General features: G+C 38.5%; 13 protein-coding genes. 11 read left to right on the forward strand and 2 right to left on the reverse strand.

The features are described from left to right. Positions 1 to 2 precede the first annotated feature (2 nt). From JM79_RS09505 to JM79_RS09520, 4 genes are all read left to right on the forward strand, one after another. Entirely contained in the window at positions 3 to 1826 is a 1824-nt protein-coding gene (locus JM79_RS09505; protein ID WP_141877920.1) for an ABC transporter ATP-binding protein, read from the forward strand. A gap of 316 nt (positions 1827 to 2142) precedes the next feature. Beyond that, positions 2143 to 2697 (forward strand): RNA polymerase sigma factor, encoded by a 555-nt coding sequence (locus tag JM79_RS09510; RefSeq protein WP_141877921.1) that lies wholly within the window; start codon positions 2143 to 2145, stop codon positions 2695 to 2697. Between the two features lie 31 nt (positions 2698 to 2728). Further along, positions 2729 to 3250, forward strand: coding sequence for a hypothetical protein (locus JM79_RS09515; protein WP_141877922.1), 522 nt, complete (start codon positions 2729 to 2731; stop codon positions 3248 to 3250). Between the two features lie 2 nt (positions 3251 to 3252). Continuing rightward, on the forward strand, positions 3253 to 3711 hold the full coding sequence (locus JM79_RS09520) for a hypothetical protein (protein ID WP_141877923.1): 459 nt from the start codon (positions 3253 to 3255) through the stop codon (positions 3709 to 3711). Between the two features lie 59 nt (positions 3712 to 3770). On the opposite strand, the gene JM79_RS09525 is transcribed toward JM79_RS09520, so the two are convergent. Beyond that, positions 3771 to 4838, reverse strand: coding sequence for an oxidoreductase (locus tag JM79_RS09525; RefSeq protein ID WP_141877924.1), 1068 nt, complete (start codon positions 4836 to 4838; stop codon positions 3771 to 3773). Between the two features lie 72 nt (positions 4839 to 4910). Here JM79_RS09525 and JM79_RS09530 point away from each other — a divergent pair, with 72 nt between their 5' ends. Continuing rightward, positions 4911 to 6122 (forward strand): RsmB/NOP family class I SAM-dependent RNA methyltransferase, encoded by a 1212-nt coding sequence (locus JM79_RS09530; protein ID WP_141877925.1) that lies wholly within the window; start codon positions 4911 to 4913, stop codon positions 6120 to 6122. A gap of 30 nt (positions 6123 to 6152) precedes the next feature. On the opposite strand, the gene JM79_RS09535 is transcribed toward JM79_RS09530, so the two are convergent. Continuing rightward, positions 6153 to 6734, reverse strand: a complete 582-nt coding sequence (locus JM79_RS09535) for a DUF4377 domain-containing protein (RefSeq protein WP_141877926.1) — start codon at positions 6732 to 6734, stop codon at positions 6153 to 6155. A gap of 133 nt (positions 6735 to 6867) precedes the next feature. On the opposite strand from JM79_RS09535, the gene purL reads away from it, so the two are divergent. From purL to JM79_RS09565, 6 genes are all read left to right on the forward strand, one after another. Beyond that, entirely contained in the window at positions 6868 to 10527 is a 3660-nt protein-coding gene (purL, locus tag JM79_RS09540) for a phosphoribosylformylglycinamidine synthase (RefSeq protein ID WP_141877927.1), read from the forward strand. 450 nt (positions 10528 to 10977) lie between these two features. Continuing rightward, a complete protein-coding gene (locus tag JM79_RS09545) occupies positions 10978 to 12759 on the forward strand; it encodes an AMP-dependent synthetase/ligase (protein ID WP_141877928.1) in 1782 nt (593 codons plus the stop codon). A gap of 163 nt (positions 12760 to 12922) precedes the next feature. After that, positions 12923 to 13378 carry a MarR family transcriptional regulator gene (locus JM79_RS09550; RefSeq protein WP_141877929.1) on the forward strand — a complete coding sequence of 152 codons (456 nt, stop codon included), beginning with the start codon at positions 12923 to 12925 and terminating at the stop codon, positions 13376 to 13378. Positions 13379 to 13427: 49 nt separating this feature from the next. Next, positions 13428 to 15833: a 3-hydroxyacyl-CoA dehydrogenase/enoyl-CoA hydratase family protein gene (locus tag JM79_RS09555; protein ID WP_141877930.1), complete on the forward strand. Its 2406-nt coding sequence runs from the start codon at positions 13428 to 13430 to the stop codon at positions 15831 to 15833. Positions 15834 to 15869: 36 nt separating this feature from the next. Continuing rightward, entirely contained in the window at positions 15870 to 17057 is a 1188-nt protein-coding gene (locus JM79_RS09560; protein ID WP_141877931.1) for an acetyl-CoA C-acyltransferase, read from the forward strand. 44 nt (positions 17058 to 17101) lie between these two features. Next, positions 17102 to 18910, forward strand: coding sequence for an acyl-CoA dehydrogenase family protein (locus tag JM79_RS09565; protein ID WP_141877932.1), 1809 nt, complete (start codon positions 17102 to 17104; stop codon positions 18908 to 18910). Positions 18911 to 19015 lie beyond the last annotated feature (105 nt).

The raw sequence follows: 19015 nt of genomic DNA on the forward strand, positions 1-19015 counted from the left end.
AAATGACCTATTTTAGAAAGATCATGATGTTCGCAATGCCGTACAGGAAGTTTGCGATCCTCAATATTATATGTAATATCTTTTATGCGATATTCAGTACTTTATCGTTTATCGCGCTAATACCTGTTATCCAGGTACTTTTTGATAAAACAAAAAGGGTTGCTGAGAAACCAGTTTATACCGGAATTTCTAACGCTAAGGATTATTTTTCAGATTATTTTAATTATGAGGTCACGCAGAGAGTGAACGAGGATGAAGTTGCCGCACTTATATTTATCTGCGGAATTGTGGTTCTCCTCTTCTTTCTCAAAAACCTGTTCGGCTATCTTAGTTCGTTCTTTCTAACATTTCTTCGGAATGGCGTATTACGCGACCTTCGTGATGCGATGTATAAGAAGATACTTGCCTTGCCAGTATCCTATTTTTCAGAAAAAAGAAAAGGTGATACGATATCAAGAATCACTGCCGATGTAAACGAGGTTCAAACTTCGTTTCTTTCCATTCTGGAACTCATTGTACGAGAACCACTCACTATATTGTTTACAATCCTGGCAATGTTAGTGATGAGTGCACAATTAACGCTCTTCGTTTTTATATTTCTACCAATCGCTGGTTTTATCATTAGTTTGATTGGGAAGCAATTGAAGCGAAAGTCGAATCTTGCTCAGGAAGAAAACGGTCATTTTCTTAGTATTGTTGAGGAGACACTTTCCAGTTTAAAAATTGTAAAGGGCTTTAATGCAGAAAGTAAATTTTACGATAGGTTTCAGCAAAGCACAAACCGTCTCAAGGAAATCCTGAATAGCCTGATTAACAGGCAAAACCTCGCATCACCTACCAGTGAATTCCTGGGGATCTTTGTCATTGTAGTAATTCTATGGTTTGGAGGTAATATGGTTCTTGTCGAAGAATCCCTGGATGCAGCAACTTTTATAGCTTTTCTGGGATTGGCTTATAACATCCTGACGCCGGCTAAACAAATTTCTAAAGCAACTTACAGCGTAAAGAAAGGTGATGCGGCAGCAGAAAGGATCCTGCAGGTTCTCGAAACACCTTCGACCATTACAGACCATCCAGATGCCATTGATAAGAAAGATTTCGAAACAGGCATAGAGATCTCAAATGTGGATTTCGCTTATGAAGATGATAAGGTATTAAAACAATTCTCTATTAACGTGAACAAAGGTGAAACCGTCGCTTTGGTAGGACAATCAGGATCTGGAAAATCTACTATTGCAAATTTGATCACCAGATTCTACGATGTAAATGCTGGAACTATTAAGATCGACGGAATCGATATCAGGAAGATGAAGAAATCTGATCTCCGGGATCTACTTGGTCTGGTTACTCAGGATTCAATATTATTTAATGATAGTATCCGGAATAATATCGCACTAGGTAAAGATGATGCTACAGATGCTGAAATTATTGATGCTTTAAAAATTGCCAATGCATGGGAATTCGTAAAAGAACTTCCTAAACAGCTGGATACAAATATTGGAGATAGCGGAAATAAATTGAGTGGTGGCCAGAAGCAACGTTTATCCATTGCAAGAGCTGTACTTAAGAACCCACCAGTCATGATACTGGATGAAGCCACTTCTGCCCTAGATACTGAAAGTGAGAAACTGGTTCAGAAAGCTTTGGAGAATATGATGAAGAACCGAACCTCTATCGTGATCGCGCACAGATTATCTACGATACAGAATGCAGACAAGATTGTCGTGATGCAAAAAGGTGAAATTGTGGAACAGGGAAAACATCAGGAATTGATCGACGCCAATGGAAACTATAAAAAATTGGTTGCCATGCAGTCTTTCGAATGATTTTATGAAGTAACAACATAAAAAAAAGGATGACTACATAGGTATCATCCTTTTTTTAATTATTATTCTCACTTGGGGCAGCAAGAATAATGCGATATAATTCAATTTTTAAGGGGCAAAAAAAGGATTAAATCTTTTAACTGTTGTAAATATACGTTAAAATGCATATCAACCAAATTTATTTTGCATTTAACCCTCAAATACTTCCTTTCGTCCGAATATGTAGTTGTTTTGTAAGTTAATATTTACAAACTTTTATTTCCATCTCTATTTTGACCGATGATCGAATTGAATATCTTTGCATTGAACGTCCATTATGTCCAACACACTAGAAGCTGAACAGGATCTTATCTTAAGATTGCAGAAGCAATCAACTTCCCAGGAAGCTTTCAGGGAATTGATCACGCTTTATAAAGAGCGTTTGTACTGGCATATCCGAAATATTGCAAAAAGTCATGATGATACAGACGATATTTTGCAGAATACCTTCATAAAGATCTTCAGAAATATTGATAAATTTAAAGGAGATAGCAAACTGTACAGCTGGATGTACCGTATCGCGACTAACGAAGCGATCACATTCATCAATAAAAAAGCGCGACGCTTAAAGATCACTTCAGAAGAACTTCAGGATCAAATCATCGATAATCTTGAAAGTGACGTATATTTTGAAGGAAGTGAAATACAATTGAAATTACAAAAAGCCATCGCCACCCTTCCGCAGAAACAACAACAGGTATTCAATATGAAATATTTCGAAGAACTGAAATATAGAGAAATGGCAGAGATTTTGAGTACTAGTGAAGGAGCTTTGAAAGCTTCGTATCACATTGCGACCAAGAAGATCGAAGAATTTTTAAAGTCGAATTAAACCATTACTAAAAAACTAAGTCATAAGTACGATGAAAACCGATAATTTTAAACATAAGAACAACTCTGGATTCAAAGTCCCGGAAACTTATTTCCAGGATCTTGAGAACAGTCTTATGAATAAGATTTCGGTTGAAAATGAACTACCTGCAATCGAAGGTTCAGGCTTTACTACTCCAGATAATTATTTCGATGAGCTTGAAGATAGTATCCTGTCAAAATCTGTTGCTCCTGAAACCAAAGTTGTACCGTTATTCAAAAAAGAATACTGGCTATATGCCTCAGCCGTCGCTGCAATCATGGTCATTATGCTTGGTAACTTCTTTCCATCTAACCAAACTAATGATCTTGGATGGGATGATATTGAGGTTACAGCATTAGAAAATTACATTTACGATAGTTACGAAATGGGAAGTATCGATCTTAATAGTGTTGAATATTCAGATTTGATAACTCAAGGTGATCTGGAAGCTGACTTTACTGAAATTGATACTGAAGCAGCTTTCGAATATATTGATGAGAACGTTGAAGATCCATCTTATATAATGGACTAATTATGAAAAAATACCTACTAATAATTCTATTTCTTTTGCCAGCGAATATTTTACTGGCCCAGGAAAAAAACGAAGATCGGGAAGCACAACACAAGAGGATCAAAGCTTTAAAAGTGGCTTTTATTACTCAGGAACTCGAGCTTACCGATAAACTGGCCCAGGAATTCTGGCCAATTTACAATGAATATGAACGAAAGAAGCGAAAACTTCATGAACGTGAGCATATCGAACTGGAAGATGTAAATTGCTATAATGAGGACCAGGCAGAAGATCTTCTAAATGAATTCCTTTCTGTTGAAAACGAGGAATACAAGATAAAAAAACAACTCTTCAAGGATTTAAAGCAGATCATTACAGCGAAAGACATTATAAAATTACATAAACTCGAGGACGAATTTCATAAAAAGCTCATTAGAGAATACAGAGCGAAAAAGGGAAATAATAAATCGAGTGACGAATAATATTGGTTAAGTATTTGGTTAGAATGAAACGGCCCGGCTTTAAAAGTCGGGCTTGTTTTTTATTTAAATCTAAGCTTCGCTACTCTTCCACTTCCGGCGGCATATGCAGTAGAATCATTGATGAATCTTATAGTGAAAAATCCTTCATCACTCAATTCTGTCCAGGTTTCTCCACTATCCTTGCTATAATTGATGCCTTCAAAACCTACGGCAATTAATTCCTTGCCATCATCACCAGGAACGAATCTAACCGAACTTCTATAGCCGGGCTCCTGCCCTTCTGCAACTAAATTCCAGGTTTTACCTCCGTCTGTCGTGATTGCTTTGTTTCCTTTGTTCTCTTTAGACTTGGTATAATCTCCACCAATAATGAATCCAATTTCAGAATTAAAAAAATCTACACTATATCCTCCAGAAGTGGCCGTTCCCTGAATAAGCGGGGTATCAAAGATCTCCCAGTTATTTCCTTTGTCTGAAGAGTATAAAATTCTCGATTTCATTCCGCCTGTCAGAATCCAGGTTTCATCCTCGTAAGTTGCAATATTTGAATTACTAGCTGCAAAAGCTGCTTCACCCTTGGCAGCTTTGGGTAGCTGTCCACAATCAAGCTTTTCCCAACTTTTCCCCGCATCTCTTGTGATTAAAATAGAAATACAGCCATCAGTAGGATCGCCCATCGCAATTCCTTCTGTATCATTCCAGAAAGTCATGGAATCATAAAACGCTTTCTCATGATCTTCTTTATACACCAGTTCTAACTGGCCATTATTACCAGTTTTATATAAGAGCGCCGGGCTTCCCACACCTAGCATAAAAAAGTCGTTAGATGTGCTGGCGATAGCTCGAAACTCGGGATAAATACTGTCGTAAGCCTGAGTATTCGTCTTCCATGTTCTGGTCGCTGCATTATACAACCCATAAGTTCCATTATTAGCTGCAATGGCCAGGTTCTCACCAATCACCTGGATCGCCCTGATGCTCAATGAATCATCTTCAAGTATATTTTCGACATGAACTTCTCTAAAGGTTTTATGCTTACTTGTAGAAGCCGAATCATCAGCTTTAGACTCATTATTATTTTTGCAACCTGCAGTAAGGACTAATAGAAGTAGCACCAGTTTTTTCATAAAATAGATTTGATCCAAATATAGATTTTTCCGAATCAAAAAAACGTAACTTTGCCGGCTTAAAGAAGAATTATGCGCCTACACAGAAATCTCGTTTTTGCAACTATAGATGCTCTTGCTGAAATTTTCAACGATGGAAAATATGCCGACAAGGTAATTGAAAAGACGCTTAAGCGTGATAAGAGATGGGGATCAAGAGATCGCAGTTTTATTGCTGAAACAACGTACGATATAGTTCGTTGGAAAAGATTATATGCTGAAATTGCTGAAGTAAAAGAACCGTTTTCCAGAGAAGACCTGTTTAGGATTTTCGCTGTCTGGTGTGTACTTAGAGGCGTTAAGATTCCGGAATGGCCACAATTTGATGGAACTCCGGTGAGACGAATCAAAGGGAAATTTGACGAGCTAAGCAGAACTCGAAAATTTAGAGAATCTGTGCCAGACTGGCTGGATGAACTTGGTGTGGAAGAGTTAGGTGAAAAGATCTGGACGCAGGAATTGAGCGCGTTAAATACACAGGCTCTGGTAGTTCTAAGAGCCAATAGCTTAAAAACTGATCCTGATAAACTGGCTGGTATTTTACTGGAAGAAGGAATAGAAACTATTAAAGTTAGAAATTACCCTGAGGCACTGGAGCTAAAAGAACGCTCTAACGTTTTTAGAACAAAAGCTTTCCAGGATGGTCTTTTCGAAGTTCAGGATGCAAATTCTCAGCGAGTGGCAGAATTTCTTGACGTACAACCAGGAATGAGAGTTGTAGATACTTGCGCAGGCGCAGGTGGGAAAACCCTTCACCTGGCTGCACTTATGGAGAATAAAGGCCAGATCATTGCGCTGGATATTTATGGAAATAAATTGAAGGAATTAAAACGACGTGCTAAACGTGCCGGCGCTCATAACGTGGAAACCAGAAGTATTGAGACCACGAAAGTGATCAAAAAATTATATAATTCGGCAGACAGGGTTTTAATCGATGCTCCGTGTAGCGGACTTGGAGTTCTTAGTAGAAATCCAGATGCGAAATGGAAACTACAACCAGAGTTTCTGGAAAAGATCAATAATACGCAGGCTGAGATCCTTCAGCAGTATTCAAAAATTTTAAAAAAAGGTGGAAAAATGGTTTATGCTACATGTTCCATTCTACCTTCAGAAAATGATAAACAGGTTCAGAAGTTTCTAAAAACAGATGAAGGTAAAGAGTTCCGTTTGCTAAGAGAAAAGAAGATTCTATCCAGCGAAAGTGGCTATGATGGATTCTATATGGCCCTACTGGAAAAAGAATAAAGAGAAAAGCGACCAACAATGTCGCTTTTTTTATTGAATCAACACTAATTTAATTTTGTCTGGACTCTCTCGAACAAAGTTTCCAACAACTTGTTCATCTTGCTCAAGTCTGGATATCAGTTCCTCACATAATGTCTCGCAATTGATTTCAATTTTCTCATTTATAAGCAATCTTTCGTTATCCTTCTCTACAAAATTATGTTGCCCCCACTTCAATTTTATCTCAAAAACCTCATCTGCCGGCACTTCAGTCTTAGATATTAGTTGATCTAAAACATAGCGTATGGAGGAACCATCTTGTTGAGGGTTTTCTATATTATATTTTCTAACCCTCAGGTCGTAAATGAAACCTGGTTCATATTCAAATCCCTCTATCCAATCATAAAAATACAACCAATTCTCACTACCTATTTCCTCGTCTTCCTGAGAAAGCATTACCAGCGTTGGAGCAAAACCGAATGCAGTAGCTCTATGATGATCAATTCTAAGGTTTACTACCTCAGAGCGGTTTACTACTTCAGAACCCGAAGCATCCCCTTTTAAGGAACAGGATATTGCGCTAAAACTTAATATAAAGGCGCAAATAATTAAGATTGATCGATTGAAATTCATGATGATGATTTTTATCAAAAAAAGATAAGAAATTAGAGGCGTTAAAAGAAATATTCCTTTTCTAAACTTTCAAACTAGAGCAGAAAAAATCTTAAATTTGTGTCCTGTTCAAAACAACACAAACACAACTTACATGATCCTTTTCTTCGGAAATCAAACTACCAAGGTTTTTGCGGTTGAAACGCATTCCAACCTTTCTGCTCAGTCTATTTCAAAACTAAACTGGCTTTTTGGAAATACTCTTCAAATAAATAAATCTGCTCTGGCAGATTTTTTTGTTGGTCCACGTGCCGCAATGATCACTCCCTGGAGTACGAATGCTGTAGAGATCACTCAAAATATGGGGATTACCGGAATCATTAGAATCGAGGAATTTCTAAAGGTTGATGAACATTTCTCTGATTTTGATCCAATGTTATCTCAGAAATATAAGCAACTCGATCAAGAAATTTTTGATATTCATGTTGAGCCTAAGCCAATTATAGAGATCGATGATATCGCAGCCTATAATAAACAGGAGGGTTTAGCATTGAATGCTGAAGAAGTTAAATACCTGGAAGATCTTTCAGTAAAACTGGATCGAAAGCTTACAGATTCTGAAGTTTTTGGTTTTTCCCAGGTGAACTCAGAACATTGCAGACACAAGATCTTTAATGGAACTTTTGTTATTGATGGCGAGGAGAAACCAGTATCTCTTTTCAAATTAATTAGAAAAACTTCCGAAGAGAATCCGAACGAAATTGTTTCAGCATACAAGGATAACGTCGCGTTTATAAACGGACCTATAGTTGAACAATTTGCTCCCAAAGCTCCTGATGTTCCGGAATATTATGAAATAAAGGACTTTGAATCCGTTATTTCCATAAAAGCTGAAACTCATAATTTCCCTACAACCGTGGAACCATTTAACGGAGCAGCGACTGGTAGTGGTGGAGAAATCAGGGACAGGCTTGCTGGTGGTAAAGGTTCGCTTCCTTTAGCAGGAACTTCAGTTTATATGACCTCCTATTCAAGACTTGAAGAAGATCGACCATGGGAAAATGGAATGAAAAAACGAGAATGGTTGTACCAGACTCCAATGGACATTTTAATAAAAGCATCTAATGGAGCTTCAGATTTTGGTAACAAATTTGGTCAGCCACTAATTTCAGGATCTGTACTTACCTTCGAACATAGCGAACACGATCGCTCTCTAGGTTACGACAAAGTAATCATGCTTGCCGGTGGTATTGGCTACGGAAAAAAGGATCAGGCATTAAAGGATATTCCTGAAGAAAATGACAAGATCGTTGTTCTTGGTGGAGAAAATTATAGAATTGGAATGGGTGGCGCTGCCGTTTCCTCAGCAGATACTGGTGCATTTAGCAGTGGTATAGAATTAAATGCCATACAGCGTTCCAATCCGGAAATGCAAAAGAGAGCTGCAAATGCTGTTCGCGGAATGGTAGAAAGCAAACACAACCCGATTGTTTCCATTCATGATCATGGCGCCGGTGGTCACCTGAACTGTTTGAGTGAATTGGTAGAAGAAAAAGGTGGAAAGATAGATCTGGATAGTTTACCTGTTGGTGATCCAACTCTTTCTGCTAAGGAGATCATTGGAAATGAATCTCAGGAAAGAATGGGACTGGTCATTGGCGAGAAAGATCTCGATACCTTAAGAAGAGTAGCAGATCGTGAACGTTCTCCAATGTATGAAGTTGGAAACGTAACCGGTGATTATAGATTCACCTTTGAAGGCATGAAATCTGGTGATAAACCAATGGACCTTGCTCTGGCAGATATGTTTGGGAGCTCTCCCAAGACGATCATGGAAGATAGGACGATTACTCGCAATTATAAAAAAATCGATTATCAACAGGAGAAAATTCACAAGTATTTACAACAGGTTTTGCAACTAGAAGCTGTTGCTTGTAAAGACTGGCTTACCAATAAAGTGGATCGCTGTGTATCGGGACGCGTTGCTAAACAGCAAACTGCAGGACCTTTACAATTGCCTTTAAACAATTGCGGAGTGATGGCGTTAGATTACAATGGTAAAGAAGGAGTTGCCACCTCAATTGGACACTCCCCTATTTCTGCATTGATCGATCCGGTAGCTGGCTCACGTAATTCTATCGCAGAAGCCTTGTCGAATATTATCTGGGCTCCTTTAGAAAAAGGACTTAAATCTATTTCACTTTCTGCGAACTGGATGTGGCCCTGTAATAACGAAGGTGAAGACGCAAGACTTTATGAAGCAGTAAAAGGAATTTCAGATTTTGCAATTTCTCTTGGGATTAATGTGCCAACCGGAAAGGATTCTCTTTCCATGAAACAGAAATACAAAGATGGCGATGTTCTGTCGCCAGGAACGGTGATAATTTCTGCTGCCGGACATTGTGATAATATTAAATCGGTTGTAGAACCGGTACTTAAAAAGAACTCAGGAAGTATTTATTATATCAATCTTTCCGGAGATGATTATAAACTGGGAGGCTCTACTTTCGCTCAGATCCTGAATAAAGTTGGGGATGAAGCTCCTACTGTAAAGAACGACGAGCGTTTCAGTAAGATCTTTAATGCCATGCAATCCATGATCAAAAGCGATATGATCGCTGCGGGTCATGATGTGGGTTCGGGTGGATTGATCACAACTTTACTTGAAATGTGCTTTGCAGATATTAATCTGGGTGCAGATCTTGATTTAAGTTCGTTAGGCGAACAGGATATCATCAAGTTGTTCTTTAATGAAAACTGCGGAATCGTATTCCAGGCTAAAGATGATACTGCGGAAGCTTTTATGAAGGAGCTTGGAATAGAATATCATAAAATTGGAGTTGCGACTGAAGGTGCAGCGCTAAATATAAAGGTTGGTGAAGATGACTTCCATTTTCATATTGCTGAACTGAGAGATACCTGGTACAAAACCAGTTTTCTACTGGATGAGCGTCAAAGCGGGATCGACAAAGCAACCGAACGATTCAATAACTATAAAAAGCAACCATTAGAATTTAAATTTCCAGAACATTTTACCGGAAAATTACCTGAACTGGATGCTAAGAAACCGCGTATAAAGGCCGCGATCATTCGTGAAAAAGGTTCCAATTCTGAAAGGGAAATGGCCAGAGCTATGTACCTCGCAGGTTTTGATGTGAAAGATGTGCACATGACCGACCTGATCTCCGGTAGAGAAAACCTTGAAGACATACATTTTATTGCAGCTGTTGGAGGATTCTCAAATTCAGATGTTCTTGGTAGTGCAAAAGGATGGGCTGGAGCATTCTTATATAATGAAAAGGCAAAAGCTGCGCTGGAAAATTTCTTCCGTAGAGAAGATACGCTGAGCCTGGGAGTTTGTAACGGATGTCAGCTGTTTATTGAGCTAGGCCTTATCAATGCTGAACATGAGCAAAAACCAAAGATGCTGCACAATGAATCGCAGAAATTTGAATGTAATTTTACTTCCGTAGAGATTCCACAAAACAATTCTGTTATGCTTTCCACATTATCGGGAAGTACGCTAGGAATATGGGCAGCACATGGTGAGGGTAAATTTAGTTTCCCGTATGAGGAAAACCGTTATAACATTGTTGGAAAGTACGCTTATGAAGGCTACCCGGCAAATCCTAATGGGTCACATTATAATACTGCCGCACTTACAGATGCAAGTGGTAGGCACCTGGTAATGATGCCACATATGGAGCGATCTACTTTCCAATGGAACTGGGCAAATTATCCAGATGGACGCAAGGATGAAGTGTCACCGTGGCTGGAAGGCTTTGTAAATGCCAGAAAATGGCTGGAGAAATAAAATATGAAAGAGGAACCATTCGGTTCCTTTTTTGTTTTCAATCCGGTAGCACACTTCTGTGTAGCTGTCAGTTTTCCCAAACTATAAGATCCATAATCTTCCTTGAGATTATAAATTCAAAAGCGAAAAATGCATTATCCTGGTAGAGATCGAATCCACAAGTGCGCTGATATATTCAAAGAAGAGATGAATAAATTTAATTGAACTGAAATGTTCAAATTTTTTTTGATTGGAAAAGTATTTAAATTTCAGCGGAAAAAATCATTTGATAAAGCTGAATTTAGATTGATACTGAAGAGTTTAAGGAATAATTAACAGTTTTTACAGATAGTAATTATAGGTCACATTTTAGTAAATACGCAAACAATAAGATTTTTTTTTATCATATTTGATTTGAATGAGCTTTGAAAATTGCTATTTTGCAAGGTATATCTAAAATCTTTCCTTTTCATGAACGACATTAAACGTCTTTTTGACTTTCCTTACTATCAATTAGAAAATCATCCACTGGATGTTGCTTTTGCTACTAAATATGATGGAAAATGGGAAACTGTTTCGACTCAGCAATATATTGATAAGGCGAATGCAATTAGTCGGGGACTTCTTCGACTTGGTGTGAAACCGAATGATAAAATTGCAGTTATCTCCACTAATAATAGAACTGAGTGGAATATAATGGACATTGGAATTCTTCAGATTGGAGCTCAAAATGTACCAATCTACCCAACTATTTCCGAGGAAGATTATGAATATGTCTTGAATCATAGTGGAGCCACTTACTGCTTCGTTTCAGATGAAGAGATCCTTGGAAAGCTAAATAGCATTAAAGCTACGACCAGCCTATTGGAAGTATATAGTTTTGATGAGATCGCTGGCTGTAAGAACTGGAAAGAAATACTAACATCTGGAGAAGATAAGGCTAACCAGGATGAAGTTGAAAAACTTAAGAAAGCAGTTACAGAAGATGACCTGGCTACTTTAATTTATACTTCCGGAACTACAGGAAGACCAAAAGGTGTCATGCTAACTCATAAGAACATTGTTAGTGACGTACTTGGAAGTGCACCTCGTGTTCCCTTTGATACTGGAACGTACGTAGGTTTAAGCTTCCTCCCTATTTGCCATATTTTTGAGCGAATGATCCTTTATCTATACCAGTATTATTCGGTATCGGTTTATTTTGCTGAATCTATCGAAAAGATAAGCGATAACCTGAAAGAGGTTAAGCCACACGTAATTACCGCGGTACCAAGATTGCTGGAAAAAGTATATGACAAGATCATCGCTAAAGGAACTGCACTAGGTGGCGTGAAACAAAAATTATTTTACTGGGCTGTAGAGCTTGGACTTGAATATGAACCATACGGACAGAACGGCTGGTGGTACGAAACAAAACTAAAACTTGCCCGTAAACTTATATTTTCCAAATGGAAAGAAGGTTTGGGTGGAAATATAGACCTTATCGTATCTGGAAGTGCAGCATTGCAACCAAGACTCGCCAGAGTTTTCGCTGCTGCTGAAATTCCGGTAATGGAAGGTTACGGTCTAACAGAAACATCTCCAGTAATCGCAGTGAATGATGAACGCAATGGAGGTTTCAGAATTGGTACTGTTGGAAAAGTTCTTGATAATGTAGAAGTTAAAATTGCTGAAGACGGAGAAATTCTGACAAAAGGGCCTAACGTAATGAAAGGTTACTATAAGGATGAAGAAAAGACCAGAGAAGTAATTAATTCTGAAGGATTTTTCCATACAGGTGATATTGGAGAGATCGATAAAGATGGTTTCCTTAAGATCACAGATCGTAAAAAAGAGATGTTCAAAACATCTGGAGGAAAATATGTTGCTCCGCAGCTTATTGAAAATACCATGAAGCAATCAAGATTCATTGAGCAAATCATGGTTGTTGGAGATGGTGAGAAAATGCCGGCAGCTTTGATCCAGCCGAATTACGAATTTATTACTGAATGGGCGCAGAGAAAGAATATCGATCTTGGCTCAGGTGATCCTGCAGATATATCACGAAACAATATGGTACGTGAACGTATTCAGGAAGAAGTAGATTTCTACAACCAGAAATTCGGGAAATGGGAAAGAGTCAAGACATTTGAATTAACTCCGGAACCATGGACTGTAGAAGATGAACACCTTACTCCTACTATGAAGCTAAAGCGACGTAATATTCGTGACCGATATCAGGATCTTTACGAAAAATTATACGGTAGATTCTAATCTACCATTAAGAATATGCTAATGAAAACTCCCCATCTACCGGGGAGTTTTTTGGTTTTAGGAATTTAAATAGCATTAAAACAACATATTAGTATTTTTAAAGACATTTTATTATGCATGCATAATATTTTTTCCTAACTTTGGAATCAATCCAAAATCCCCCATGAAGGAGAAAACCATAGATTATGTTTTACGTGCCACCTGGATGGCTGTTTCTAAAATGTATAATGAAGAAGCAGGTAAGGCTGGAAGTACGATGGCTACAGGTTTTGCCTTATTGAGTATAGATCCGGAAGAAGGAACCCCATCTACCTCATTGGGTCCAAAAATGGGAATGGAAGCTACCAGCCTTTCGCGAATTTTGAAAACTATGGAAGAAAAAGGTTTAATAGAAAGAAAACGCAATCCACATGATGGACGTAGCGTGCTTATCTATTTAACAGATTTCGGAAAAGAAATGCGCGATTATTCTAAGAGAGTAGTTTTGAGATTCGATGAGTCTGTAAAAGAAAATGTGAGCGATAGGGATCTTAAAACTTTTATACAGGTGGCAAATACGATCACTGGTCTTATTAGTGAGAAGAAAATATATACTGAAGAAATTAGTGTAAAACAATAATAAACCAGGCCTAATAGGTTTGGTTTTTTTGAACCATAAAAATCAAATAATGAAAAGAAGGATTAATAAAGTTGCAGTTATTGGGTCCGGTATTATGGGAAGTGGTATCGCATGTCACTTTGCAAATATCGGAGTAGAAGTACTTCTACTTGATATCGTTCCCCGTGAGCTCAATGAAAAAGAACAGAAAAAAGGTCTTAGTCTTGATGACAAAGTGGTTAGAAACAGGATCGTGAATGATGCTTTAACGGCTTCAGTAAAATCCAAACCATCTCCAATTTATCATAAGGACTTCGTAAACCGTATCACTACTGGTAACCTGGAAGATGATATTTCAAAAGTTTCAGAAGTAGACTGGATCATTGAGGTTGTTGTAGAACGTCTGGACATTAAAAAACAGGTGTTTGAAAACCTTGAAAAGCACAGAAAACCAGGAACTCTTATAACTTCAAATACTTCAGGTATTCCTATCAATTTCATGACCGATGGAAGATCTGATGATTTTAAAAAGCATTTCTGCGGAACTCACTTCTTTAATCCACCAAGATATTTAAGATTATTCGAGATCATTCCAGGAAAAGAAACTTCTTCTGAAGTTTTGGAATTCCTGAAAATGTATGGTGAAAAATTCCTTGGGAAAAATGCTGTATTAGCAAAAGATACTCCTGCATTTATTGGTAATAGAATTGGTATCTTCTCTATTATGAGCTTATTCCACACCGTGAAGGATATGGGAATGACCATTGAAGAAGTTGATAAGCTTACTGGTCCCGTTATAGGACGCCAGAAGTCGGCTACCTTTAGAACGGTAGACGTTGTAGGTTTGGATACTCTAGTGCACGTTGCAAACGGACTTCATGAGAATGTTCCAAATGATGAGCAGCATGATTTATTTGCTTTACCAGGTTTTATCGACACCATGATGGAGAACAAGTGGCTGGGAAGTAAAACTGGCCAGGGATTCTATAAAAAGATAAAAAATAAAGATGGTTCAAGTGAGATCAAATCTCTTGATCTTGATACCATGGATTACAGAGATCGTAAAAGCGCGTCTTTTGCAACTCTTGAAATGACCAAGTCTATCGATAATGTAGCAGATCGTTTCGAAGTATTGATCAAAGGAAAAGACAAAGCCGGTGATTTTTACAGAAAGAATTTCTCAGCACTATTCGCTTATGTGTCGAATCGTATTCCTGAAATTTCAGACGAGTTATACAAGATCGATGATGCCATGAAAGCTGGTTTTGGATGGGAACATGGACCATTCCAGATCTGGGACGCTATTGGTGTTGAAAAAGGTATTGAAATGATGAAAGCTGAAGGTTATGAACCTGCAGCCTGGGTAAGTGAAATGGTGGATAATGGAAGCAAAAGCTTCTACAGTGTAAAAGATGGTAATACTTACTATTATAATATCGATGACAAGAAGCAAACTAAAGTTCCTGGTCAGGATTCATTTATAATTCTTGATAATATTCGTGAATCTAAAGAAGTATTCAAGAACAGCGGAGTTGTAGTGGAAGATCTTGGTGACGGAATCCTTAATGTTGAATTCAGAAGTAAAATGAATTCTATTGGAGGTGATGTTCTGGATGGAATAAATAAAGCCATAGATATTGCTGAAAAAGATTATCAGGGTCTTGTAGTGGCGAACGATGGAAAGAACTTTTCTGTAGGAGCAAATATTGGAATGATCTTCATGATGGCCGTAGAGCAGGAATATGAAGAATTGAACATGGCGATCAAGTATTTCCAGGATACCATGATGAGAATGCGCTACTCCTCTATTCCAACAGTAGCTGCACCACATGGGATGACACTGGGTGGTGGTTGTGAACTTTCACTTCATGCTGATAAAGTTGTTGCTGCAGCAGAAACCTATACCGGACTCGTAGAATTTGGTGTTGGAGTAATACCAGGTGGTGGTGGAACTAAGGAAATGACACTCCGTGCTTCTGATACTTTTGAGAAGGATGATGTGGAGTTAAACCGACTAAGAGAAAATTTCCTGGCCATTGGAATGGCAAAAGTATCTACTTCAGCATACGAAGCATACGATCTCAATATTCTTCAGAAAGGAAAAGATATTGTAGTGATCAATCCAGACAGACAATTGGCGATCGCGAAGAAACATGCGTTGTTAATGGCAGAAAATGGATATACCATGCCTATCAAACGTACAGATATCAAGGTGCTAGGTAAGCAGGCGCTTGGAGCATTTATGGTTGGAACAGACCAGATGGCTGCAGGTAAATATATTAGCGAGCATGATCACAAGATCGCAAATAAACTAGCATATGTGATGGCCGGTGGAGATCTATCATCCAGCCAGATGGTTAGTGAACAATATTTACTTGATCTTGAAAGAGAAGCATTCCTATCCTTAACCGGGGAGAGAAAAACGCTGGAACGCCTTCAGCATATGTTGAAAAAAGGAAAACCTTTAAGAAACTAAGCAGGAAGTCAAGTTCTAACAATTAAAATGTATAAAATGAAAACAGCATATATAGTTAAAGCATACAGAACAGCAGTTGGGAAAGCTCCCAGAGGTGTTTTTAGATTTAAAAGACCTGATGAACTTGCTGCAGAAACCATCCAGTATATGATGGATAAGTTACCAGATTTTGACAAGACTCGTATCGATGATGTCATGGTTGGTAATGCTATGCCAGAAGCAGAACAGGGATTGAACGTAGGTAGATTGATCTCTTTGATGGGATTAAAGATCGAAGACGTTCCAGGGATGACCGTAAATAGATATTGTGCTTCAGGACTGGAAACGATTTCGATTGCAACTGCTAAAATCCAGATGGGAATGGCAGATTGCGTGATCGCAGGTGGTGCAGAAAGTATGAGTTACATCCCAATGGGAGGTTATAAGCCGGTGCCAGATTATGAGGTTGCGAAAGCAGGTAATGAAGATTATTACTGGGGAATGGGACTTACTGCGGAAGCGGTAGCTAATAAATACAATGTTTCCCGGGAAGATCAGGATCAGTTTGCATACGATTCTCACCAGAAAGCTATCAAAGCTCAGCAGGAAGATCGTTTTCAGGATCAGATAGTTCCAATTACCATTGATGAGACTTATGTTGAAGATGGTAAAAAGAAGACAAGGTCTTATACCGTAAATAAGGATGAAGGCCCTAGAAAGGATACTTCAGTAGAAGTTCTCAATAAATTACGACCTGTTTTTGCTGAAGGCGGAAGTGTTACTGCAGGTAATTCATCACAAATGAGTGATGGTGCTGCCTTCGTAATGGTAATGAGCGAAGACATGGTTAAGGAACTGAATCTTGAGCCAATTGCTAGAATGGTAAGTTATTCCGCAGTGGGTGTTGAACCTCGAATTATGGGTATTGGACCGGTTCATGCTATTCCGAAGGCTTTAAAACAAGCTGGCTTGAAACAGGATGATCTGGAGCTTATCGAATTGAACGAAGCATTTGCTTCGCAATCGTTGGCTGTAATTCGGGAACTTGGTCTGGATAAAGACAAACTAAATGTAAACGGTGGAGCGATCTCAATGGGACACCCACTGGGATGTACAGGAGCAAAACTATCAGTCCAGATATTTGATGAAATGCGTAAGCGTGACCTTAAGAACAAGCATTGTATGGTAACAATGTGTGTTGGAACTGGACAGGGCGCTGCTGGAGTTTTCGAATTTTTAAACTAGTAAATTAACTAACAGGCAGGTTTACTGTCAATATTAAAATTATAATGAGTACAGATACAACTAAAAAAGATCTTCTTCGCGGTGGACAGTTTCTTGTGAAGGAAACTAAAAGTGAAGACGTTTTCACGCCGGAAGATTTTAATGAGGAACAGAAAATGATGCGTGATTCCGTTCAGGAATTTGTAGAGCGCGAGATCTGGCCTCATAAAGAAGAATTTGAAAAGAAAAATTATGCTCTAACTGAAGAGGTAATGCGTAAAGCTGGAGAACTTGGTTTTCTAGGTGTTGCTGTGCCTGAAGAGTATGACGGTTTAGGGATGGGCTTCGTATCTACGATGCTTGTTTGTGACTATATATCTGGTGCTACAGGATCTGTAGCTACTGCTTTCGGAGCACATACAGGAATTGGAACAATGCCAATCACCCTATATGGTAACGAAGAGCAGAAGAAAAAATACGTACCAAAATTAGCTACTGGTGAGTGGTTTGGAGCTTACTGTCTTACAGAACCGGGTGCTGGATCTGATGCAAATTCAGGAAAAACCAAAGCTGTCCTTTCAGAAGATGGAAAGTCTTATTCTATAAGCGGACAGAAAATGTGGATATCTAATGCTGGTTTTGCAGATGTTTTCATAGTATTCACACGAATTGAAGATGATAAGAACATTACCGGTTTTATCGTAGAGAACGAAGAAGGTAATGGGATTAGCTTTGGAGAGGAAGAAAAGAAATTAGGAATTCACTCCTCCTCTACCCGCCAGGTTTTCTTTAATGAAACCAAGGTGCCAGTAGAGAATATGCTTTCAGACCGTGGAAATGGTTTTAAGATCGCAATGAACGCCTTAAATGTAGGTCGTATAAAACTTGCTGCAGCTTCTTTAGATGCGCAACGTCGTGTAACAGATCTTTCAGTTAAATACGCAAATGACAGAGTTCAGTTCAATACGCCTATTGCAAAATTCGGAGCTATTAAATCTAAGCTTGCAGAAATGGCTACTTCAGCATACGTTGGAGAAGCAGCGTCTTACCGTGCGGCTAAGAATATCGAAGATCGTATAAATATTAGACTGGAAGAAGGTAGTTCACATGCAGATGCTGAACTTAAAGGTGTTGAGGAATACGCGATCGAATGTTCTATTCTGAAAGTTGCATGTTCAGAAGATGTTCAGAATTGTGCTGATGAAGGTATCCAGGTGTTCGGAGGAATGGGATTCTCTGCAGATACTCCAATGGAATCTGCCTGGAGAGATGCCAGAATTGCTCGAATCTACGAAGGAACCAACGAGATCAACAGAATGTTATCTGTAGGAATGTTGGTTAAGAAAGCAATGAAAGGACATGTTGACCTACTAGGGCCAGCAACGAAAGTAGCAGATGAGCTTACTGGAATTCCTTCCATGGACAAACCAGATTATTCTGAATTGTTCGCTGAAGAGAAGGAAATGATCGGTAAACTGAAAAAGGTTTTCTTGATGGTTGCAGGTAGTGCAGTACAGAAATTCGGTCCGCAACTAGAAGAGCATCAGCAATTATTATTAGCTGCATCAGATATTCTAATAGAAGTCTATATGGCTGAATCTGGAATTCTTAGAGCAGAGAAAAATGCCAAGAGATTTGGAGTAGATACCCAGAAGGAACAGATCGCCATGGCTAAACTTTATCTTTATCATGCAGTTGATACTGTGAATACAAAGGCGAAAGAGGGAATTGCTTCTTTTGCTGAAGGAGACGAGCAACGTATGATGCTTATGGGTCTTAAGAGATATACTAAATATACGAATCTGCCTAATATTGTGGCACTTCGGAATACGATTGCAGAGAAATTAACTTCTGAAAACAAATACTGTTTTTAGAAACATTCTTTTAAACTGAGAAAAACCACCCAAAAGGGTGGTTTTTTTATTTTTATACTAATTGTTTCAATAATGTTACAAATTCCTTTAGTTATCGTTAATTGT

Source organism: Gramella sp. Hel_I_59, from assembly GCF_006714895.1.
Taxonomy (GTDB): domain Bacteria; phylum Bacteroidota; class Bacteroidia; order Flavobacteriales; family Flavobacteriaceae; genus Christiangramia.